The sequence below is a fragment of the Bacillus shivajii genome, from assembly GCF_020519665.1.
Classification (GTDB): Bacteria; Bacillota; Bacilli; order Bacillales; family Salisediminibacteriaceae; genus Bacillus_CA; species Bacillus_CA shivajii.
Genome location: NZ_CP084703.1, coordinates 1,897,910 through 1,920,809 on the forward strand (window position 1 = coordinate 1,897,910; position 22,900 = coordinate 1,920,809).

Annotated in this window: 24 protein-coding genes; 15 read left to right on the forward strand and 9 right to left on the reverse strand. The window is 35.3% G+C overall.

The annotated features are described in order from the left end of the window. Positions 1-193 precede the first annotated feature (193 nt). From LGQ02_RS09255 to LGQ02_RS09265, 3 genes are all read left to right on the forward strand, one after another. The gene (locus LGQ02_RS09255) at positions 194-3,046 is read left to right on the forward strand and encodes a 2-oxoglutarate dehydrogenase E1 component (protein ID WP_226517893.1); all 2,853 of its coding nucleotides are present in this window, start codon (positions 194-196) and stop codon (positions 3,044-3,046) included. After that, positions 3,043-4,293: a 2-oxoglutarate dehydrogenase complex dihydrolipoyllysine-residue succinyltransferase gene (gene odhB / locus LGQ02_RS09260; RefSeq protein ID WP_226517894.1), complete on the forward strand. Its 1,251-nt coding sequence runs from the start codon at positions 3,043-3,045 to the stop codon at positions 4,291-4,293. Before LGQ02_RS09255 ends, odhB begins: the two co-directional genes overlap by 4 nt. Positions 4,294-5,056: 763 nt before the next feature. Next, on the forward strand, positions 5,057-5,455 hold the full coding sequence (locus LGQ02_RS09265; RefSeq protein ID WP_226517895.1) for a hypothetical protein: 399 nt from the start codon (positions 5,057-5,059) through the stop codon (positions 5,453-5,455). A gap of 329 nt (positions 5,456-5,784) precedes the next feature. On the opposite strand, the gene LGQ02_RS21375 is transcribed toward LGQ02_RS09265, so the two are convergent. Both LGQ02_RS21375 and LGQ02_RS21380 read right to left on the reverse strand, forming a co-directional pair. Beyond that, entirely contained in the window at positions 5,785-6,054 is a 270-nt protein-coding gene (locus tag LGQ02_RS21375) for a GNAT family N-acetyltransferase (protein WP_319003535.1), read from the reverse strand. Then, the gene (locus tag LGQ02_RS21380) at positions 5,997-6,233 is read right to left on the reverse strand and encodes a hypothetical protein (RefSeq protein ID WP_319003527.1); all 237 of its coding nucleotides are present in this window, start codon (positions 6,231-6,233) and stop codon (positions 5,997-5,999) included. Before LGQ02_RS21380 ends, LGQ02_RS21375 begins: the two co-directional genes overlap by 58 nt. 384 nt (positions 6,234-6,617) lie before the next feature. Between LGQ02_RS21380 and LGQ02_RS09275 the strand changes: the two genes are divergently transcribed. The 9 genes from LGQ02_RS09275 (at position 6,618) to LGQ02_RS09315 (ending at position 11,965) form a co-directional block, all read left to right on the forward strand. Continuing rightward, positions 6,618-6,875 carry a hypothetical protein gene (locus LGQ02_RS09275; RefSeq protein WP_226517896.1) on the forward strand — a complete coding sequence of 86 codons (258 nt, stop codon included), beginning with the start codon at positions 6,618-6,620 and terminating at the stop codon, positions 6,873-6,875. A gap of 17 nt (positions 6,876-6,892) precedes the next feature. Then, positions 6,893-7,033 (forward strand): hypothetical protein, encoded by a 141-nt coding sequence (locus LGQ02_RS09280; protein WP_226517897.1) that lies wholly within the window; start codon positions 6,893-6,895, stop codon positions 7,031-7,033. A gap of 88 nt (positions 7,034-7,121) precedes the next feature. After that, positions 7,122-7,436, forward strand: coding sequence for a YhfM domain-containing protein (locus LGQ02_RS09285; protein WP_226517898.1), 315 nt, complete (start codon positions 7,122-7,124; stop codon positions 7,434-7,436). Positions 7,437-7,604: 168 nt separating this feature from the next. Further along, the gene (locus LGQ02_RS09290; RefSeq protein WP_226517899.1) at positions 7,605-7,778 is read left to right on the forward strand and encodes a nuclear transport factor 2 family protein; all 174 of its coding nucleotides are present in this window, start codon (positions 7,605-7,607) and stop codon (positions 7,776-7,778) included. Positions 7,779-7,870: 92 nt separating this feature from the next. After that, entirely contained in the window at positions 7,871-8,395 is a 525-nt protein-coding gene (locus LGQ02_RS09295; protein ID WP_226517900.1) for a dihydrofolate reductase family protein, read from the forward strand. A 103-nt stretch (positions 8,396-8,498) separates the two neighbouring features. After that, a complete protein-coding gene (locus LGQ02_RS09300) occupies positions 8,499-9,080 on the forward strand; it encodes a kinase (protein ID WP_226517901.1) in 582 nt (193 codons plus the stop codon). A gap of 161 nt (positions 9,081-9,241) precedes the next feature. Continuing rightward, on the forward strand, positions 9,242-10,330 hold the full coding sequence (locus tag LGQ02_RS09305; protein WP_226517902.1) for a serine hydrolase domain-containing protein: 1,089 nt from the start codon (positions 9,242-9,244) through the stop codon (positions 10,328-10,330). A gap of 574 nt (positions 10,331-10,904) precedes the next feature. Beyond that, positions 10,905-11,321, forward strand: a complete 417-nt coding sequence (locus tag LGQ02_RS09310) for an HIT family protein (RefSeq protein WP_226517903.1) — start codon at positions 10,905-10,907, stop codon at positions 11,319-11,321. 491 nt (positions 11,322-11,812) lie between these two features. After that, entirely contained in the window at positions 11,813-11,965 is a 153-nt protein-coding gene (locus tag LGQ02_RS09315; RefSeq protein WP_226517904.1) for a hypothetical protein, read from the forward strand. A gap of 250 nt (positions 11,966-12,215) precedes the next feature. Here the strand turns inward: LGQ02_RS09315 and LGQ02_RS09320 are convergent, their stop codons facing one another. From LGQ02_RS09320 to LGQ02_RS09335, 4 genes are all read right to left on the reverse strand, one after another. Beyond that, a complete protein-coding gene (locus tag LGQ02_RS09320) occupies positions 12,216-12,788 on the reverse strand; it encodes an HD domain-containing protein (protein WP_226517905.1) in 573 nt (190 codons plus the stop codon). A 14-nt stretch (positions 12,789-12,802) separates the two neighbouring features. Continuing rightward, a complete protein-coding gene (locus LGQ02_RS09325; protein WP_226517906.1) occupies positions 12,803-13,900 on the reverse strand; it encodes an SDR family oxidoreductase in 1,098 nt (365 codons plus the stop codon). 73 nt (positions 13,901-13,973) lie between these two features. Further along, positions 13,974-14,387, reverse strand: a complete 414-nt coding sequence (locus tag LGQ02_RS09330) for a VOC family protein (protein WP_226517907.1) — start codon at positions 14,385-14,387, stop codon at positions 13,974-13,976. A 254-nt stretch (positions 14,388-14,641) separates the two neighbouring features. Beyond that, positions 14,642-15,193, reverse strand: a complete 552-nt coding sequence (locus LGQ02_RS09335; RefSeq protein ID WP_264184013.1) for a manganese efflux pump MntP — start codon at positions 15,191-15,193, stop codon at positions 14,642-14,644. Positions 15,194-16,026: 833 nt separating this feature from the next. On the opposite strand from LGQ02_RS09335, the gene LGQ02_RS09340 reads away from it, so the two are divergent. Together LGQ02_RS09340 and LGQ02_RS09345 are read left to right on the forward strand one after the other, a co-directional pair. Continuing rightward, positions 16,027-16,176, forward strand: a complete 150-nt coding sequence (locus tag LGQ02_RS09340) for a hypothetical protein (RefSeq protein WP_226517909.1) — start codon at positions 16,027-16,029, stop codon at positions 16,174-16,176. Between the two features lie 216 nt (positions 16,177-16,392). Beyond that, entirely contained in the window at positions 16,393-18,444 is a 2,052-nt protein-coding gene (locus LGQ02_RS09345; protein ID WP_226517910.1) for an LTA synthase family protein, read from the forward strand. 130 nt (positions 18,445-18,574) lie between these two features. Here the strand turns inward: LGQ02_RS09345 and LGQ02_RS09350 are convergent, their stop codons facing one another. Then, positions 18,575-19,105, reverse strand: coding sequence for a CBO0543 family protein (locus LGQ02_RS09350; RefSeq protein ID WP_226517911.1), 531 nt, complete (start codon positions 19,103-19,105; stop codon positions 18,575-18,577). 223 nt (positions 19,106-19,328) lie between these two features. Here LGQ02_RS09350 and LGQ02_RS09355 point away from each other — a divergent pair, with 223 nt between their 5' ends. Beyond that, positions 19,329-20,327, forward strand: coding sequence for a DUF3231 family protein (locus LGQ02_RS09355; RefSeq protein WP_226517912.1), 999 nt, complete (start codon positions 19,329-19,331; stop codon positions 20,325-20,327). A gap of 226 nt (positions 20,328-20,553) precedes the next feature. Here the strand turns inward: LGQ02_RS09355 and LGQ02_RS09360 are convergent, their stop codons facing one another. After that, on the reverse strand, positions 20,554-21,066 hold the full coding sequence (locus tag LGQ02_RS09360) for an OsmC family protein (RefSeq protein ID WP_226517913.1): 513 nt from the start codon (positions 21,064-21,066) through the stop codon (positions 20,554-20,556). A gap of 452 nt (positions 21,067-21,518) precedes the next feature. Further along, the gene (locus tag LGQ02_RS09365) at positions 21,519-22,634 is read right to left on the reverse strand and encodes an IS4 family transposase (RefSeq protein ID WP_226514820.1); all 1,116 of its coding nucleotides are present in this window, start codon (positions 22,632-22,634) and stop codon (positions 21,519-21,521) included. Positions 22,635-22,900 lie beyond the last annotated feature (266 nt).

A 22,900-nucleotide genomic window follows, 5' to 3' on the forward strand; every position in this document is an offset into this window, starting at 1 on the left:
ACCTAAGTAAGTGGTAATTAATGGATGATGACCCTGTTTTTAAAAAAAGTTTAGTAGAAAATTTAAAAAATATAGAATTTCTTTTGAGTAATAATTCTTATAGTGATAAAATAACTCTGTAAGCGTTTTTACTATTTACATAGTGCAAAATAAATAGACAAGTTTTCAACGAGAACAATGGAGGTTTCAGGTCATGGCAAATAATGGTGTTCGCTTAGACGAAGGTTGGAGCCAATTTTACGGTCCAAACTTTGGGTACATGCTTGAAGTGTATGAAGACTTTTTAAATGATCCTAATTCTGTAGATGAGGATCTTCAGCAATTTTTCAACAAATGGGGTGCTCCTGAAGAAAAGGATTTGCCTCAGCAAACCACGGTACAAGACAAAGGACAATTTGTTCCTTCAGCAGAACAAGTACATTCCATCGCAAATGCAATTAAACTTTCAGAATCAATTAGACGGAATGGACATTTATTAGCAAACATTTCTCCAATCGAACCTCGACAAGAAAAAGAGCTCTTTCATCTAGAAAGCTTTCAATTAACAGAAGATTTGCTAAAAGCTGTTCCGGCTGAGCTACTATGCCCACAGGCTCCAAGCCATGTGAAAAATGGATTAGATGCAATTAACCATCTAAAGGAAGTGTATACAAGTACACTTGCATTTGAATTTAATCAAGTACATGATATCGAAGAGCGCAAATGGCTATACGAAATGGTAGAGTCCGGAAAGTATCGCCCATCTTTTTCAACGGATAAGAAAAAACAATTGTTAGAGCGCTTGAACAAGGTTGAAGGATTCGAAGGCTTTATTCATAAAACATTTAAAGGTCAAAAGCGTTTCTCAATTGAAGGTTTAGACTCTATGGTCCCTATGCTTGACGAAATCGTACGAGAATCAGTAGAAGATGGAACAAGAAACATTATGATCGGAATGGCACATAGAGGTCGATTAAATGTGTTGGCTCATGTGTTAGGTAAGCCATATGAAATTATTTTCTCAGAATTCCACGATGCACCTAACAAAGATCTCGTCCCATCAGAAGGGTCAACAGGAATCAACTATGGTTGGACTGGAGATGTGAAATATCACTTAGGTGCTGACCGCGAAATTAAAGAAAGTACAGTTGAAGCTACAGTAACTTTAGCAAATAACCCAAGTCACTTAGAATTTGTTAATCCAGTCGTAGAAGGATTTGCAAGAGCTGCACAAGATGACCGTTCTAGTCCAGGATATCCAACGCAAGAGAAGAAAAAAGCGATGCCAATTTTAATCCATGGCGATGCAGCTTTTCCTGGACAAGGGGTAGTTGCTGAAACGTTAAACTTAGGAAAAATTAAAGGATATTCTACCGGTGGAACCGTTCATCTTATTGCAAATAACATGATTGGTTTTACAACGGTAAGTGGAGACTCACGTTCTACAGAATATGCAAGTGATCTTGCAAAAGGCTTTGAAATTCCTATCATTCACGTAAATGCGGATGACCCAGAAGCATGTATTTCAGCGATGCACCTCGCATACCTATACCGTCGAAACTTTAATAAAGATATTTTAATTGACTTAATCGGTTACCGTCGCTTCGGTCATAACGAAATGGACGAGCCATTGGCGACACAACCAAGTCGTTATAAAAAAATTAGAGATCATAAAACAGCATTCGAGCTTTATGGTCAAAAGCTAGTAAAAGAAGGAATTGTTCAAGAGAATGATTTACCAACGATGAAGGAAACGTTCAACGAAAAGTTAGCAAATCAATTTGAACGTATTAAAGGTAACAAAAGAGAGACAATTGATGAAGTGATGGAACCGCCAACATACGTGGCAGATACATTAGAAAATGTGGATACAAAAGTCGATATCGACTTATTGAAAAAGCTTAACGAAGAATTACTAGACTTTCCGAAAAACTTTAATGTATTTCCGAAACTAGAAAAGATTTTAAAACGTCGTAACCAATCCCTAGATAAAGACGGAAAAGTAGATTGGGCGTTAGCTGAAACACTTGCATTAGCAAGTACGATTAGTGAAGGAACACCAATCCGTCTAACAGGTCAAGATACGGAACGAGGAACATTCGCACATCGTCACATCGTCTTACATGATTACGAAAACGATAAAACATATTCACCAATTCATGAAATGAAATCAGCAAAAGCATCATTTGCCATTTACAATAGTCCTTTATCTGAAATGGCATGTGTTGGATTTGAATACGGGTACAATGTGCACGCACCTGAAACATTGACAATTTGGGAAGCGCAATTCGGTGATTTCTCAAACGGAGCACAAGTTATGTTTGACCAGTTTATTTCAGCAGGTAACGCGAAATGGGGACAAAAATCAGGTCTCGTCTTACTTTTACCACATGGTTACGAAGGACAAGGACCGGAGCATTCAAGCGGACGAGTAGAAAGGTTTTTACAACTCGCAGCTGAAAATAATTGGCATGTAGCGAACTTAACGAAAGCAAGCCAATATTTCCATATTTTAAGAAGACAAGCGAAATTATTAGAAAAAGACGAAGTACGTCCACTCGTCATTATGACGCCAAAGAGCTTGCTTCGAAATGAGAATGTCGCATCACTTCCAGAAGAACTTTCAGAAGGAAAGTTCCATCCAGTCGTCGAACAGTCTGGGCTTGGAAACAAAAAGAAAAAGGTTGAACGATTAATTTTCTGTTCTGGAAAAATTGCTGTTGACCTTGAACAATCTTTACAAGACATAGAAGACACAGACTGGCTTCATATTGCTAGAGTGGAAGAGTTATACCCATTCCCGAAAAAGCATGTTGTAAGCTTACTTGAAAAATATTCAAACGTAAAAGAAATTGTGTGGGTGCAAGAAGAGCCACAAAACATGGGAGCTTGGCATTATATCCTCCCTCATTTCGAACAATTAGCTAGTGATGCAGAAGTGAAATACATTGGTAGACGCCGTAGGTCAAGTACTGCCGAAGGTGATCCGCAAGCACATAAAAAAGAACAACAACGCATCGTAACAGAGGCTTTAACGCGTAACTTGAAGGGAGAGACAAACGAATGATCGAAGTAAAAGTGCCTGAATTAGCAGAATCAGTTACAGAAGGAACAGTAGCAGAATGGTTAAAACAACCTGGTGATTACGTAGAAAAAGGCGATGATATCGTTGAACTCGAAACTGACAAAGTGAATGTTGAAATTTCTGCAGAAGAGTCAGGGGTTTTAAAAGAAACGTTAGCAGAACCAGGTGATACAGTAAAAGTTGGCGACACGATAGCCAAAATTGATGCAAACGGTGAAGCTGGCGAAACTGCAGAAACGACTGAAGCACCAGCTGCTGAAGAAACGAAAGAAGAGCCAAAGCAAGAAACAAAACAAGCTGAACCGGCAGAAGAGGAAACAAATGGTGGACAACCATCTCGACCAATCGCATCTCCAGCAGCTAGAAAATTAGCTCGTGAAAAAGGAATTGATTTAAACGAGATTTCTGCAAGAGACCCGCTAGGGCGTATTCGTCAAGAAGATATCCTTGAACACGAACAAAAACAAAATGCACCAAAAGCACAACCTAAAGAAGAGAAGAAAGAAGCACCAAAGGATGATCCAGCAAAACCAGTTGAACGAATTCGCATGTCTCGCCGTCGTCAAACAATTGCTAAGCGTCTTGTTGAAGCACAACAAACAGCAGCAATGCTGACAACATTTAACGAAGTCGACATGACAAACTTAATGGACCTTCGTAAACGTCGAAAAGATAAGTTCTTAGATGATAACGGTGTAAAGCTAGGTTTTATGTCTTTCTTTACAAAAGCAGTAATCGGTGCGCTGAAAAAGTACCCGTACGTCAACGCAGAAATTCAAGGTGACGAAATCGTCTTGAAGAAGTTCTACGATGTCGGTGTCGCCGTTTCTACTGAAGACGGACTTGTTGTTCCAGTAGTTCGTGATGCAGACCGTTTAGACTTTGCAGGAATCGAAAAAGAAATTGGAAACTTAGCTGAAAAAGCACACGCGAAAAAATTAGGCCTTAATGATTTACAAGGCGGTACATTCACAATTACAAACGGTGGTGTCTTCGGATCACTTTGGTCTACACCAATTTTAAATTCACCACAAGTTGGTATTTTAGGAATGCACTCCATTCAATGGCGTCCTGTTGCTCTCGACAAAGACAACTTTGAAAACCGCCCAATGATGTACATCGCACTATCTTATGACCACCGTATTATCGACGGAAAAGATGCGGTAGGCTTCTTAGTAAAAGTGAAAGAACTAATCGAAGACCCAGAGTCTTTGTTATTAGAAGGTTAAAAGGTAAGCACTGCGGGAAATGCCGCAGTGCTTTTTTCTATAGAGGAAATAAAAAGTCGCAAGTAAAAGGAGTCAAGTCGCAAGTAAATGAGGAAATCTTCAAAGTGATGAACAAACCGAAAGAAACGATGGTCGAATGATAACTCACATAATACAAATAAACTTAATTGTATCGGATCCGAATCCTCATTAATATAAAATATCGATTTTGCAATATATGATGGATCACTTCAGAAGTGCAAATTAACGAATCACAAAGTCATTTGCATAGATAGAAATAAATATTTTCTTTTTGAGATTCTAGTGTGAATAACTGTGTTAATTCCTATGTGAATTAGTATTTGGATATTTATCTCAAAAGGTTAACTGTAATATACACACGTTGTGAAGTAATGTACTAAAAGAAAAGGAGGAGGACCCTTTAATATAAGTAGTTCCGTTTCGGTGGAGAAACATTTAAAATAGCACACTAATTACCAGACCAAATCGCATATGATTTGGTCTGGTGTTTTTCCTTATATATCAGTGTTTATTGGATATTAACACTTTAATTCGCATACTAAATCGCACAATAAATAACATAGTGACAATAGCTATTGTCAACGTACTAATTACTATGTTATTTGGTATGCCATTTTCTATGTTGATTTTCATTAACTAAGTAGGTGATTGTAATTTTATGTTAAAATAAATGTATTGTTTGTGAAGAAACGTACTTAAACTAACAGGGAGACTTGTTAAACAATGCAATGGGGGAATTTAAATGTTACGTAATAATAAAAAGTGGATCATAGTAGTTTCAATCTCTACTATTATTTTACTTTTCTTTATTTATTTTAATTTTATTAAAGATGATATCGCTTATCAGACTCATGGATTTGGCGGAGTAATCATCGAAGAAAAAGAATACCATGTGGAACCAGGGGGATACACAGAAATGTGGATAGTTGTCTATAATGCTTATGATTCTAATGAAAATACTGAAAGATATAAAGTTATGATAAAAGATTCAAGGATTTTCAACCTCATCGAAGAGGGAGAAGAATATTTCATGGATATTGCTTCGTATAAACAAGATAGTGATGGTGAATTTATTTATAAAATAAATCAGATTTCTCCTAATCCAGATGGGACAAATTTAATGGGAGAAGGAAGAATGTAATAAAAATATTAGTAAATATTCTTCAACTATAGGAGAGCTTTAGTTGAAGAAGACGATATAAAAAACAGAACGCTTGGGCATATAATCCCAAGCGTCTTTTGTATGCTTTTTGTACTGTTATTTATGGTGCTAAAGTGAGTGCGATTTAACTTGATATTTTAACTGTTATTTAATATTTTCTCCACAATATCGGAACTACTTACCTTTAATAAGAGGTATTTATTGTTATAGAACTAACGATCGGGATTGAGTAATAACTAAGTCGAAACATAACTACAACTAAAAAGACGTGCAATGAGCACGTCTTTTTTGAATTTACAAAATTAATATTACCTTTTCAATTCCCATTTCAACATATTATTTACTGATTCTGTCCTGGTCATATGCAATTTTTCTAACACTTTAATTGATGCAATATTATCATACTCACATTCAGCGACTACTTTTTTTACATTGCTAAATGAGAATGCCCAATTTATAATTTCTTTTACTGCTTCTGTTGCATAACCTTTGTTTTGGACTGAAGGTATAATTCCATATCCTACTTCAATGGTATTTGAAGAATTGGGTTTACCTTTAAATCCAATATCTCCAATAATATTATTGTCTTTTTATTAATGACCAGCCATACACCCCAGCCTAACAAAGTAGAGTCTTTTTTTAGGTTCTCTAAATACATATTTATATGAGGACCAATTTCATATTCTTCTACTGGAATAGTTGATAATAACGTTTCTGTGCAAGCGACAATTTTTAGTCTTTGTGTTTGTAACTCCATTTAAGTTCTCCTTTTTATATAAGTTTTATCACCTCAATAACTAATAAAGCGGTAGATGCAATCATATTCATATCCCCATTTATCTGTATTTATTTTACAATAGGATAGAGTAATGTAATAATCATTTCTTGTTTTTTGTATTAAACTCTAAGGTTTATTGTGGAGAAATGTTCTTAAAGTAACGGCGAGCTTATGTTAAAGAAGAAAATATATGATAAGTGATCGACATTGCTACCGATTTTCCCTTTGGATTTAAGTTTAAAAATCCGGTTTTAAATAACATTTATTGGTAATTTATGCTATTATTGGATTTTGTCTGTTGTTATCGAGTAATTAAAGCAGTTGATTGATAACATATATAAATTAGTAGAGGGGGCGAGCTATATGAAGAAAAAGTTAAAATTGATTAGCTTAATTTTAATATTAGTTTTCATTTTGTTAGCTTTATATGGGGGCATTTATGAAACCGTAAGCTACAAAAATGTTAAAGATAATTATCCGCCAGAAGGGATAATGGTTAACGTTGGAGATAGAGATATTCATGTCAATATTAAAGGGGAAAAATCTGATATTCCTCCTGTGGTCATTGAAACAGGAACTGGAAATTGGTCATATGATTGGTATTATCTTCAGAGTGGATAGAATCTCAGGAAAAACTAATGGGACTCTCAACGAACAGTAAATTAATTTTTGTGCCGAATAGCAGCCATGCTGTAATGTATGATCAGCCCCAATATATAGTAGATGCTGTGTTACATATGGGAGAGCAAGTAAAAGGTGAGCGGACTGTTGTTCGATAAGAGCAATCGCTATTGTGTTAACGGTAGCAAACTGTCGCTGTTTTGTTCCAGTAATGGTGAGAAGAGTGTATGAAGGTATTGGTTACTTATGGGAAAATACTTAAAGGAGTGGTTTAATAATGAAAGTTTTTTTGTTTCAATTAATCAAGCAGAAGTCATATCGGACTTTGAGGAAATTCTAAAAAATGCAAAAGGAATAAATAGTAATGTTGATGTGACTAATGAGAAACCAGACTACGATATATTAGTACGTTCTAAAAATGGTGAAACTAATGGATTACATCTTATACTTGGAAATCAAGGGGAAGAAAGTCTGGTTATGTATATTGGACATGAACAATACGGCTTTTCTACTACTGCAGAGCATACAAATAAGCTTAAAAAAATCATAAGTGTTCAATAAAGTATCTTGAGCGAATGGCGAGCGTTAGTGAATTACGAGTTGCAATGTTGCAGCTCATTTTTTGTGCCAATAATATGGAAAATGATGTTAAACTAATGTAGGTTGGAAAAAAACGGCTTCCTCATAAAGAATAACCAAGGTCAATACATTAAGCGAGGAGAGGATTAGTTGGAACAATCATTATTGGTAGAACATATTCTTAAACTTGAAAAGCGATTAATGAACTATGATTATAAAGTTCTTGACGAGCTTCTTGCAGATGATTTTTTAGAATACGGAAGTTCAGGAAATTCTTTTGATAAAAAAGCACAACTTGATGCAGTTAAAGGAAGCAAAACATAGCTCCTAAATAGTTTTTGAATGAACGGTGAGAATAGTAGAATAACAGATTTTTCTTACAAACGAACAATTATTTTTCTTAGTGGGGAGATATTATGAGAAAGTTAGTATTGTTTATTGCAACGAGTTTAGACGGGTACATAGCAACAAAAGATGAGTCTTTAGATTGGTTATTTAAGGTTGAAGGAGAAGGTGATAATGGTTATTCAGAATTTTATGAAACTGTTGATACTGTTTTAATGGGCAAAAAAACTTATGATTGGATTATGAAACATGAAACAGGAGAATTCCCATATCTAAACAAAGAGTGCTATGTTTTTACAAGGTCTCCTATTGAAGATACCGAAAATGTAAGTTTTATAAATGAACATATAACCAGTTTTACAAACAAACTTAAAAACCAAGAGGGAAAAAGTATTTGGATTATTGGTGGCGGAGAGTTACTACAATTTTTTATAAAAGAAAAATTAGTTGATGAAATGATTTTAACAATTGCTCCAACTGTAATTGGAAATGGAATACCATTATTTAAAGAAGGCAATTTTCAATTAGATCTAATCTTAAAAGGGACGAGAACATTTAATCAGTTTGTAGAACTCCATTATAAGGTTAACAACTAAATAAATTATCCAACAAAAGGGTGCCGATAGCAAAAAAACTGTATTCGATTGTACTATTGGAAAGTTTAGTAAGGTAAGTCTTAGAAAATGGGAGGGGCCATGTTTGGAAGATTTCTATGAAAAGATATCGACCATAGAAAAAGGGCAGAGGTTCGTTCTTGGTATTGACGGATTAAGCCGTTCAGGAAAGAGTACATTTGTTAAAAAAATTAAAAAACATCTTAAAGAATTCGATATTCCAATCTGCATTTTTCATATCGATGATTATATTGTGGAGAAGAAAAGGCGTTACAACACTGATTATGAACAGTGGTATGAGTATTATCATTTACAATGGGATGTGGAATATTTAAAAGAAAATTTTTTTAGGAAACTAAAAACATTCAGTGAGTTAACTTTGCAAAAATATGATTGTAGCACCGATGTACAGGAATTAAAGGTAGTTAATGTACCTAAAAGCTGTTTAATTATAATTGAAGGAGTATTTATTCAACGAAGTGAATGGAGAGACTTCTTCGATTATATGATTTTTTTAGATTGCTCCAGAGATAAAAGGTTTAATCGTGAAAGTGCGGACACTCAAAGAAACATTGAAAAATTTCAGAATAGGTACTGGAAAGCAGAAGAGTATTATCTAAAGAAAGTAAAGCCAAAGCAACAAGCTAATTTAGTTATTGAGAATTAACTGAAAGCGTGTTTCTAGTTCTAGAGACTGAAAGACTAAATGTGAAAGAAATTACGGAAGGTGATGCATTAAAGAGAAGGTTTGTTTGAAAAGACGTACAATGTCTTTAACGAACAAGGCAGTATTGTTTATGAAGAGAAACAAATGAAGGAGGTTAGAGCATGCATGATAGATTACATAAAGTTGACGAGATTATTGGAAACTTTGTAAATGATCAGAAGTTTCCTGGCCTTAGTTTACATATAGTTTCTGATGGAGACAGCATTTTCACCTTCGATTATGGTTATTCAAACATCGAATTAAAGAAACCTATGCAACAAGATACAGTCAGTTCAATAATGAGCATATCAAAAAGTATTACTGCGCTGGCAATGTTACATTTAGAGGAAAATTCTGATTTTAACTTAGATACACCTATTATTGAATATTTACCTTATTTTAAAACAATGAGCGGAAGGTATAACAAGATTACTTCTAAGCACATACTTAGTCATACTGCGGGTTTCCCAGATAACATATGGCTTGTGACGTTACTGGACTATGGTTTATATGAATTTGCAAAAAAACTTCCAGAATACCAATTCATTTATAAACAATTCCCGAACCTTGAAGAAACTTTGACTAATTTAAAAAGTAGAGAAGACATCACAAAGTATTTTTCAAATAGTGACTTAACATATGAGCCTGGCCAAGGTTGGCTGTATTGTACAGATTCATATGTAATTTTAGCAGATATATTAGAAAAAATAAGTGGTTTAACATGGGAAGAATATGTAACAGAAAATATTATAAAACCTTTGAATATGGATAACACATACATTAACCCCTCAACTTCTCTTCAAACTATGAATAATTATTATTTATATCGTCAAAGCGACTATATAAAATTACCGACTCCCAATAATTCGTTAGGGGCACCTGTTGGATTTATCTATTCTACTGCAAATGATATGGCAAAATATTTAATTGCAATAATGGGAACTGAACAGAAAGTCATTAGTCAATCGAGTAGAAGTAAAATGTTTTCTCGGATTGCACAAAGAGAGCCAGGGTTAAGCTATGGTCTTGGTTGGAAAGTTAAAAAAGTCCGTGAGTCAAAGGTAATTGAACATGCAGGAGGGTACCCAGGAGTCAGTAGTTTTGCATCTATGATACCAGCGAAACAATTTGGACTTGTTATATTATGTAATACTAGTGATGTACCTCTCCAAATTTTATCAGATAAAATAATCGATATCTTTAATCACTAATATTACAACAACACAATTGTGAATAATTTCACTTTAGCTAACGCCTAGCGATTGCTCATGAAGCTCATAGAACTCCAAAGAGAATTGAGGAGCAGGCCTCCCCAGAATTCCAAGTGAAAGAAATGAAGGTGGAATATGAATTTAGCAATCTATTTAATAACTCAAATAATCACAATTCCTGCCGAAAGGAGTTTTTTACAATTATTTATTAGCTGATCAATTTCATAATTACCTTTTTTTGCATAATGAAACGAATGATATTATAATTTTTTTATTAAATGTACGTTTTATTTGGGAGTGAACGCAACTAAAGACGGCGACTCCCGGAGGATCAGTGAAGTCTGAAGATCCACTTAGGCGAAGACTTGTAGAGCCTAAGTTAGCTGAAGACAAGCCCTCGGGAAAGCGTCCGTCTGAAGTGAAGTTCACGCTCATTATAAAATAAATTGTCGGATAATTATGATTAGTAAAAAAATAATATCTATACTATTGGGTAAGGGGTTCTACAACAAACGGAAAGATCACTTCAATAAGAAAAAATATAATTTCAACTAAATTTAGGGGAATGATCTAAGTGGATAATTGTATCTTTTGTAAAATAATCTCTAAAACTGAAGATGCTTACATCATACATGAGAATGAATATGTTTGTTGTTTTTTAGACAAATATCCTATTAATAATGGGCACATTCTCGTTGTTCCTAAGAAACATTACCGAGAATTTAAAGATGTTGACCAAGAAAGCTTGAGTAAAGTGATCCTCGCATCTCAACAAGTAGCAACTGCTCTTGAAAAGTTATTAAACACAGATGGGATTACCATTATGCAGAACAATGGAATGTTTAAGGATGTTGAACATTACCATATGCATATTATTCCTCGTTTTAAAAATGATGGATTTTCTTGGATAGAACCTGACATTAAAGTTTCAAAAGAAGATTTTATTTCTTTAAGTGTTAACTTAGAAAGAGCTCTTAATAAGAGTGATTGAAGTAATGGAAAGCTTTTCATTCAAGAGCTCGCTCACATGCTAGATTAAGGCGGTGAGAGATTTGCAAGCTATATTTAGCTTAGTTATAGGAATAATGTTTTTATTGGTAGGTATTACACAGCATTTATATCAAATCCACCAAATTTACCTTGGGTAATTCGATTTGCCATTATATTTATTGGAACACATTTTATTCTTTATTCAATATTAAAAGGTCTAGGGTTAACAAATTAATTGTGAAATAGTGTACCTAAAGTAACCGAAGCGTTTGAAAAAAAGGAGTTGCGATTGGCAGCTCATTTTTACGTCCATAAATTGGGAAATGGTGTTAAGCTAATGAGAAGGTTTAGGGAGAGTAAAGCTCAACAAGGTTGATATTTTATTAAAGAAGAGGGAAGTTGAATTGTTAGAAATAAGAGTTATTGAAAAAGAGGAGATAAAAAAACCTTTGGTTAAATTATCGAGAGATTAAAAGAGAAAGTGGTGAATGAATGTTTGGAGTAGTAATTGTTATTTTTCTATCGTTATGGTCTATCACAAAGACGATTGAAAAGATGACTGATAAAATCATAGAAAAACAGGATAAACAGAACGAGTTATTAGAACAAATTAAATTAAAACTAGAGGAAAATGAAAAGAAATAAAAGTTCAAAAAGTATAACTAACGGGGACGCGTTAGTTTGACAAGCGAATATGATAATAAAGGGGTCGAAAAAACTATTCGTCCTTTTTTCAATGTCAATGATATTGGAATTTTGGTTATGAATGTTTTTCTGATCGTTTTGCACCTCATAAGTTACCCCGTAATGGTGATGTTACTCATGAAGAAGTGTGAAGTAAGGTAACAAAAAAAGCTAGTAACAAGAATATCTACTTGTCTCTAGCTCTTTTATCTTAAGCAAAAACCTCATCAATAAGCTTTTTCAATTTAGCAAAAAACGGGTGATCGGATTTTCCCCCATGAATTAATCCCTCATAAATACTTGTATAATACCATTGTTGACTGTCTTTATCAGACTTGAAGTGGATCCAAATATCTTCATCCGACCGATCAACAGACTCTTTCAATGAGGTTAAGTTATGCACTTTGTCAGCACAAATGACATATTTTTCACCTAAAGTTGCCGTTTCTAATTTTTTGATTGTTTCTTTTTTGCGCTCTAGCCAAGGCATTGTTTTGTCTGATTCAGATGCGATTTTGACTAACTGAGTAACATCATTACCAAACTCTTTTTCGATCGTTTCTATACTTATATCTGTATCTTCCCATACGTCATGAAGCAAGATGGCAGAGACAATATCAGTTTTTTCCTTTTCAGTGAATGATTCTGCTTCTAAATAAGGAATCGCATACAACGCAGCCGTGTATGGGTGAGTGATGTATGGAATTTTTTCCGTTTTTCTCACTTGTCCTTCGTGAGCTTTCGTGGCAAAAACAACAGCATGGTGGATGTTTTCTAGGTTCATTGTGATCTCCTTTGTTAAGAAATAGCGATATATAATTGTTTGTTTTGCTGGTTTTCTCTGTAATATTGGACCATTGATTGTAAGGTTTCGTCAAAAGTTGGGCAGTTGATTCCACTTCCTTTAAGGTCTCGCTCTGTCTCGGCTGTATCATAGGAGGCATTACATCGAAAATAGTCAAGAGCTTCTTTTTCGACATTGATCCATTTCCTAATGACGCTCGATGAGAGTGCGGTGTGAGCTAGCTGAAGCGGGAATTTCCCTTTTGGTGTTTTACCTAAATACTCTTGCATGAGCATCGTATACACTTCGCTCATTTTATATGGATTTGGATCCGTTAAATGATACGTTTTTCCTTCACCCTTATCTTGATGACTTAAATATGTCGTGGCATCAATGACATAGTCAACAGGAACAAAGTTCCCTTCGACATGACCACCACTTAGTTGAGGCACGAAAGGGGAGTGGCGGAACTTGTGTAAAATGTGCAACATAAAATAAGGTCCGTCGAATTTGATCGTTTCTCCAGTAACAGAGTGGCCACGTACGATTCCAGGTCGGAAAATGGTTAGTGGAACCTCACTTTTTAACTCATCGACAAGAATTTCTGCTTTATATTTTGTCCGTTCATAATGGTTTTTAAAAGACTGTCCCATCGATAATTCATTCTCATAAATCTTTCCTTCTCGTTTACCTGAAACATATGCCGTACTAAAGTAATTGTAACGTTTTAATTGTTTTAACGTTTTAACCCACTCATTCACGTTATACGTACCAGTAACATTCACGGCTTCGGCAACTTCTTCTTTAACTGCTAAATCATAAACGGCAGCAAGGTGAAAGACATGAGTCACGGAATTTTTTAAACGATCGTTTAAATTCGACTCGATTTTTAAATCTGTAGCCGTAATATCACCAGAAACTAGCGTGAATTTATTTGCTGAAATGTTTTTATTCGTACAAATCTGGTTGATTTCAAGCTCTGCGGTTTTTTTCATTTCAGGTAAAATTAAAAGGTAGATGTGTTCGACATTTTCAATGCGATCAATCATCTTGCGTATTAAAGACCGTGCGAGAAAGCCTGGAAAACCGGTGTAAAAATATACATTCCCCATAAGAACCTCCATATTAGTACGATTGTAACATTCTCACTTTATAATAATCTATTAATTAGAATGGGAAAGATTCTTAGTTCATTTTATTTGCTTCGTCTTCATGCTCATTTTCAGGTGGCTCCCATAATTCGACTGGGTTACCTTCAGGATCAAGTAGCCAAGCAAACGACCCATGTTCCGTGTTAACAGGTCCGGATAGGACTTCAATTCCTTCAGATTTAAGGTCTTGTAGGAGCTGGTATAAATCTTCAACTCTATAATTAATCATAAAAGGAGCATCACTATTAATAAAGTACTTCGAAGACTCAGGAAAAGTCGCCCACATTGTATGACCTGTTTTCTCAGGTTCATCATAATTTCGCCATTCAAAAATTGCAGTACCATCATGCATTTGGTGAATGTAAAAATGGTTTCTATACCAGTCTGATAAAGCCTTCGGATTTTTCGATTTAAAGAAGATTCCCCCAATCCCTTTCACTCGCCTCATACAACCTCCCCCTCAACGATACGACTTACGACTCATTTTTTGTACATTTCGATAAATAATTAATAAATCCTGCATAAATTGAGTGAATATTTAGAAATAGTGGTGGAAGGGACAGTTTTAGTGTGGTCATAAGTCGTTATGGAACGCAAAAGCGAAGTAGCAAATAAACCAAGGAAAACTCGCAAGCTGAAGGAGAAAGTTACAGGGGGAGAATGAAACAAGAGAACGGGCCTAGTTCTCCTCATGCTCTTGCTTCAAAAAATAATAATATACGCTGCTAGTAAGATGAACAAGACACCGGCGAAGTAATCGGCATAATCTCTTATCACTTTCGCAGCGAGGAAACGACCGAACCTAGATCCAAACCAAATGAAAAGAAAGCTTGTGAACCATGCTAATACGCTCGTTAAAAGAATCGGTAAATTTGTTAAACCACCGGATACTCCAGCAGCAACGGAATCGATTCCTAATACGATACCGAGTAAAATTGCTCCTTTCCATCCTAGATTTAAATACTTTTTATTAGCGATGGTCTCTTCATGTTCACTACCTTTTTGTCCTTGCCAAATAAACCAAAAACCAATAGCAGCGAAAACAAATGCAGCTAAATACATAGGGAAATCACCCGAAAAAAATAAGGAGAATTGATTACCTATAAACAATCCAAAAGCCATTGTGAGACCTGATAGGATAGAAATAATCCAAATAACTTGCCAAGAAAGCCGATACTTCATTCCTAATGAAAAACCAACACCTAAGTCATCAAGGTTAGATGCAACAACTAAGATCAAGATTTGCCATAACAATATATGTTCCTCCTTCATACAACAATACATTCATCTTATGTATGAATGGGCTCTGCTGTTTTTACCTCATTGAATTCTATATAAATTATAAACCATTTACACTAGAATCAATTTCATAATTACGTTTTTTGCGCAATGAAAGGAATGATATTATAAGAGGATGTTCCAAAAGTCCGATAAAAATGACACATCGATAAGGAGATCTTCGACTAAGTACCGACACGTCCTGTGTCGAATGTCGAAGTCACCTACGAGTGTTTTCCTTCGAGTTGTCTCGACGGATTAACCCCACGTAGCAATGCTCCACAGGGACGTGGCGAACTTAACCGACTCGGTCCTTTTTATCCTCCTTTTTGAACATACACTATAAATTTTCATTAAATGTACATTTTATTGGAAGTGAACGTAACAAAAGACGGCGACTCCCGGAGGATCAGCGACGAGCAATACTTCTTCGAACTGCTTCGAGCTGCGACGAGTAACCGCAGGAACACTGTTTATCTGCGACGAGTAATCGCAGGAGCACTGTTTATCTGTGACGAGTAATCGCAGGAACAACGAGCTGAGGATCCACTTAGGCGAAGAGTTGTCGAGCCTAAGTTAGCTGAAGACAAGCCCTCGGGCAAAGTAGACACCATGAGTGCAAGCTTCGTGCAGCAGGAATGGATGTCGCACTTGTACTCGGAGTGGTGAAAGCAACCGTCTGAAGTGAAGTTCACGCTCACATTTTGAATTCCCCATCTTATTTAGAGTTATGAAATTGGTTCACATCATAAATGCTCATAAAATCACTTAACTTGCAAATATTAGAGTTAGCTTAGGAGGTGATTAACTTGGGAAAACAAAAAGCATCACGAAGTCAAAATCCGAAAGTACCAGGAGCTCGCAGTGCTAATCCATTGGGGAATTCGCCCGATGATAAGCATGCAGGAGAAGTGTTAAGTTCAGGAGCACAAGCAGCGAAGAAAAATAATACGAAGTAATTGTCATGAATTCATTGATAAAAACACGTGAGCCTATATGGGTTTACGTGTTTTGTATTTAAGTAATTTTCGTTAGAGCTTTATAGAGGATAAGTTCACTTTTTTACGATTATACTGCTTAAACGAGACTGATACTAAATGATAGTAAACAAGCATAGAAATGTTACAAAGTCCAAAAAATGGATCCATAAATGATAGGCAATTGGAGAGGTTGTTATGAAATTTCTCATTAAACATTGGTTGATTTTCCTTATCCCTTTACTATCCTTACTAGTAATTGAAACAATCCATCGTTCAAGCATTCTTGAACTAGGTGGTTGGTTACTAAATGAACCGAGAGTAGCTTTCATCAATTATCTTTTATATTTCTCATTGTTTAATGTATTTTACTTGGGTAAACAAAAGCATTATGTTTGGTTTAGTTATGGTTTTATTTTAGCAATTTCGATTTTGGCTTTTATAAGTTACGTCAAAGTGATGTATAGGAGTGTGCCACTTCATCCTAGTGATTTCAAGTTAATAAAAGAAGCCTTCACTGTCATCGATTATTTTTATGCTTCCCTTAATTTATGGCTCATTGGATTGTTATTTCTCGTTGTTGTTTTGGTGACGTTATTTGTGAAAAAGATGAAGGCAGATCGTATGATTACACGAAAAATGAGTTTTGTAATGGTAGGTATATGCTTCATTATTCTTTTTTCATTTTTTAGTGATAAACCAATTCCACTGGAAAAATGGGGGAGCCTTTCGACTTTTTCATACGCACAATCTAAACATTATGATATAAATGGATTTTCGCTCGGGTTTTTATTGCTATCGACGTATAAAGACGATGAAAATACATCACTCGTATATTCTGAAGAAAATGTGTTAGAAGTAAGAAATCTCTTTCATACGGATAAGCCGTCTTCCGGTTTCAGTCCTAATGTTTTATATATCATGAGTGAATCATTTTGGGATCCTACGATTATAGACACTTTACAATTAGAAAAAGATCCAATTCCATTTTTTCGACAATTAAAAGAAGAGTCCACCCATGGTGAATTAGTCGTTCCTGTTTTTGGTGGAAACACTGGAAATACGGAATTTGAAGCTTTAACAGGAATGAGTATATCCTTTTTAGGTGGTTCACACGTCATCCCTTTTAACGAAGGAATTGAACAACCGGTCGACTCAATCGCAAGTATGTTAACAAGACAAGGGTATGTCGCTACAGCGATGCATCCTTTTAATATGGGCTATTACAATCGAATCGAAACGTATAATGAGTTAGGGTTTCAAAATTTTATTCCACCTGAATATATGTACAATCGAGAACGAAGAGGGAAGTATGTTAGTGATGAGGTGTTCATCGAACAAGTCGTAGATAAAGTTGAAAACGCCGATAAGCCAGTATTTGTTCATGCTGTAACAATGGAAAACCACGGTCCTTATGATGGAAAGAAATTTAAAGAGCATACAATCTCTGTTGATGGCCCCATCTCCGCTGAAAACAAAAAATATACGCAAGACTATGTACAAGGATTGATCGGCGCTGACGCGGCTCTTGAATATTTAATCAGTGAATTAAAACGGATAAATGAACCAACAGTTGTTGTATTCTTTGGAGATCATTTGCCTTATTTAGGTCAATTCGATGCTTATAAACAGTTAGGATTTATTGAAAATGAGACGTTAGAAAACTACGAAGATTATATGAGAATACACACGACACCATTTATAATTTGGAATAATTTTGGGGTGGAAAAAGAAGAGTTACGGATGAGTTCAAACTTTTTAACACCGTATGTTTTAGACATGATCCAAAAGGAAGGAAATGCTTTAACAAACTACCTTCAAGATCTGATGAAAAAAGGGTTAACCGTTATTCCCCCGCCACAGTTTCAGGAAAATGAAGGGCTCACATCGGATCGGTTAAAGCCATATGAATTGCTTCAAACGGATACGTTATCTGGAGAACAGTTTGCTTACGGCGATGAGTTTACGGTTGAGCAAGAAGATTACCACCTTGGTCGAGGGAAAATGACTTTGAAAGAGGGAAGTATTATCGATTCACAATTGATCGTAAAAGGTGATCATTTTGTTCCTGCAAGCAAAGTGTTTATTAATGGGGATGAGGTCGATACACAATTTATCAGCCCAGAACTGTTGTCTGCATCCATTCCTAATCATGATTACGGACAATTAGAGGTAGAGATTGTCACGATCGACGAATGGGTAGATGAAGTGTTAGAACAAACAAAAAGTATAATTGTTGAACAATACTAGTATTAGATAGGATAGGTTATATCTCTAGATAGGTATCAGTCAATAGCTTGTTTTTGGCTGGTACTTTTTCGTTTTCTAATTTAGATTGTTAAAAGTAATCTTTAACAAACGAAGCAAATTATCTTCAAGCTTATCCGAAAGGAATATTGAAATAAATAATAACAATTACACTAAATATCACACAAATGAACCATGCCCACGGTGGTTTTCGATGATGGATCGTCATCACAAGAAACATGATGAGCCATACTAACACTGACCACCAAATATTCCATCCATTATGGAATGTAATGATACCTAAAAGCACATAGCCAACTTCGACCATTGACCAGACAGCTGCCCATATACCAGTATAAGTTAACTGTCTTAATAATTTGGATTTATATGGATAATTAGTTAAATACAGTAAGGTTATAGTAGGAAGTAAAACCAATGCTAAACGTAGTTCGTGCATTGTACGAGTAGAAACCAAAAATGTTTCATGGTATACCCATAAAGGATAATCATGAGTTAAAACGCAGGCAAAAAAGCTAACTGCGATAATGAACAGTATGGTTGAATAGTGTGTCTTCCAATTTTTATAATTGCCAAGCCGCCATGTCAATAATAAAAGTGTTAATGTTAAGACTACAGGTGTGTACCAAGCAATGATATCTAACATAGGAAAAATCCCCTTTAATGGTTTTCATCAATTTTACTTTACCCATAATAGGAAATTTCATGAAAAATATAAGCTTTTACGTCACTAACGAAAGCAAATCTTAAAAAGTGTTGCAACTCTAGTTCAACTAACAAATAGGAAAATTTTTGGGCGAATAAAAAGTGTATAGCTTTATTCTGTGATGGAAAGTTATATATAAAGAATAAGTTGGAGGTTTTTTTAAATGTGTTCTCACGAAAATATAAAACTTACCTCGTCTGAAATGGCATCATTGTGGAATGATTATATGAATCACACACATAGTATTTGTATCTTGGATTATTTTATAGCAAAAGCAGAAGATGTTGAAGTATTACAAGTTCTAAAAAGTGCATACCAGATGATAGAACGTATGAAAGGAGCTTGTAAACAGTTATTGCAGGCGGAACAAGTGCCGATCCCAATAGCTTTTAGTAGCCAAGACGTAGATGTAAATGCACCTCGACTTTTTTCCGATACTTTTTCATTAATGTATGTAAAAAACTTATCAAGAGCGATGGTAGCTTCTAGCGGGTTAATGTTTACGATGTCTACTCGTAAAGATGTAAGAGAACACTTTAAAGAATTTTTGTCTAATGCAACGAATTTATTTGACGAAGTTAGTGACTTGTTGTTAGAAAAAGGTCTTTATACAAGGCCACCATTCATTGACCCTAAAAAAAGGTCTGACTTCATAGAGGACAAGGAATATTTAAATGGTATTGATTTATTTAGTGACCAACGTTTTCTAAATACAATTGAAATATCACATATATTCGCTAATATTGAAGCGAATGTCATTGGTCATACACTAACGAAAGGGTTTGCTCAAACGGCAGATATAAAAGAAGTTAGAGCATTCATGGAAAATGCAGGTCAGTTATCTGAAGAAATAGTCAATTCCTTAACTCAGTTCTTAATAGGAAGTCAATTACCTGCGCCAATGGCATCTGAAACACAAGTCTTTAGTTCTTCTCACGCCCCATTTTCAGATCGGCTTATGATGTATGAAATCACTGTCTTATCAGCGGCTGGGCTTTCTGATTATGCTACATCATTAGCAACGAGCATGAGAAATGATTTAAAAAGGCAATACATGGATTTAATAAACGATACTTCGAAAATAGCCAAAAAAGCTGAGAGGTTAATGATTGATCATCATTGGTTAGAACAGCCCCCTCAACAAGATAGAATTATTCCTTAAAGGATATTTGACGCTGTAGTTGAACACGAAAAGGGTTCAGCCCTTTTCTAACTTCCGTTAATTAGTGAATAATATATGACGAGTGGCTCGGTTCTGTATGAACTGAGCCATTTTAATCGTATTAGGATAATTAATCTTTTCAAGCAAAAACTATTTAGAGATGCGTATTAGTGAATATATAACAGCCATCACTTAAAAAAAAGGTATAACGCATCAAATATTTGTTTTAGTTTTTGACAGTATGTAAAATATCGATATCCGTTGCATTTGTAATCGTTTGCTTTATGACACAGTATCTGTCAGTGAGACGCAGCAATGTAGCAATTTGATCGTCAGTAGCATCTGTATCTAAGTCAAAATGTAGGCGGATGTTTGAAAAGCCAACGGGAGCTTCTTTAGAAACCCCTAACGTTCCACGGAAGTCTAAATCTCCTTCTGCACGAATGGTCCCGCCTCGTAGCTTGATGCCTAGTGACGTAGCGACAGCTTTTAGCGTTACTCCAGCACATGCTACTAATGCTTCAAGAAGCATATCACCAGAACAAGCAGCAAAGCCATTCCCGCCTGTTGCTGGGTGTAGTCCTGCTTCAACAAGTGCTTTTCCAGTATCAACACGACAAGTAACTCCTTCTTCACCAATTGTTCCTTCGGATTGTAATGTAACAATTGCTTCTTCAGGGTTATTACGATATGTCTCCTTTAAAGGAGCTTGAATTTCACGCAATTCCTCGCTTTTCATAAAAATCCCCTCACTTCTTTTGTTTTGCACCCTCTCATAGATATCAAGGTTACAGTTATTTTTCTCCAATTATGCCATAATTCCCCTAAATACTAACATACAAGATATTCATTGTCTAAAAATTAAAAATTTAGGGTGAGAAGAGAAATTGTACTTTACATAAAAGTTCCGAAAGGAGAAGGTGTGAAACGGTCAACTTTTATTTTATTATGAAAGGATAATTGAAGTTTTCACGCAAAAACTAAGTAAAGAATCGTTTCAGTTTATATTAAGTCCTTCATCACTTAAAATAATAAATAATATGTCACTAGTGTTGCATAAATAGTGTCGTAATTTTCAGTTTAATTGTATAACCTTCTCAGAGCCAAAAAGGTAAATACCCAATTAAAGGTGGCTCCATCCATTTGGAAATTAATTTACAATTAGACTAGTGCGACAATGACAAAACTCTGTTAAGGGATGGCTTTCCCTTCAATCTTTCGAAGCCAAATATGCGCTGATTTCCACAATGCAGCCCTTAAATAACGGCTAATTTGCAAGGTTTTTATCCTACTATTTGTCTCAATTTGAGCGAGTACATGCAGACAATAAACAATCAGTGCAATAAATATTTGGTTTTGGATTGCCCATTCGCTTTGCCCATAGAACTTCTTGACTCTGAGATGTTGCTTTATCCACTTGAAAAACAATTCGATTGCCCAGCGTGATTTATACATCTCTGAAATTTCTTCGGCGCTTAAATCAAATCGATTGGTGATCAGTTGCAGTTCATTCCCTTTAGAATCAATCACTTTTAAAAGACGAAAGTAATTTTCAGCACGATTTTGCGTTGTTCCAATCAAGACCATTTGATCGGATAAAACAGATGATTCTTTAGGTAGTATAAAGTCGTCAACTACCCGTATCACAGCGTTCTTCCTTAGCCTTGACAGGAAAAAGTAGCCATCGTCAGTCATACGATCGAAGCGTTCATAGTCGAGATAACCACGGTCAAACACGTACATGCACTCTTTGTCATCAACCATGACTTCCAGCTGATTACGATCGTGTTCCTTCGCTGTTGTAATCAAGGCTTTTTCAGGGTATGAAACTCCTTTTTCCATAAAAACTAGTCGCAAATGTAACTTCACACCAGCTTTTGTTTTGCGGAATTTTGCCCATCTATGATTCGTTAAATTCAACGGCATGGTGCTTGAATCAACGATCTTTAATGGCATAATGAGTTTCGTGTAATGTGTTTTGGCATGTATTTGCCCAACTAAATCCAAAAATAGCTGTTGAAATAAATCTGGATTCATGCCGTTCAATCGTCGTGAAAGCTGAGAAATACTGATGGAATCAAGATCAATCCCTTTTTGTAGTTGATCATCAAAGAGACAATCACTCAGTGCATGGAGACTTTCTACCTCTTCTAGCTGTGCGTATAGTAATAATTTCAAGAATGATTCTGTCGTAAGTTTCTTTGTATAAAAATCTAATTTCAATGTTTTCACCTGTTCATTAAATAATCGAAGATTTATTGGTGAAAACCATTGTCCAAATGAAGTTTTTCGTGTAATCTTATCCATGAGTTGGTCCTTTATTATTGGATTTGGACGGGATTACCACCTGACTTATCCATTATAAAGGACTTTTTCTTTGCACAAAATAACTTTATTGAACATTTTGAGTATTTTTAATAGTTAGCCTAAATTAATGCAACACTAGTGATAATATGTAAATGAATCAATTTCATAATTACGTTTTTTGCGTAATGAAACGGGATATTATAAATATTTCATTAAATGTACGTTTTATCTGGAAGTGAACGTAACAAAAGACGGCGACTCCCGGA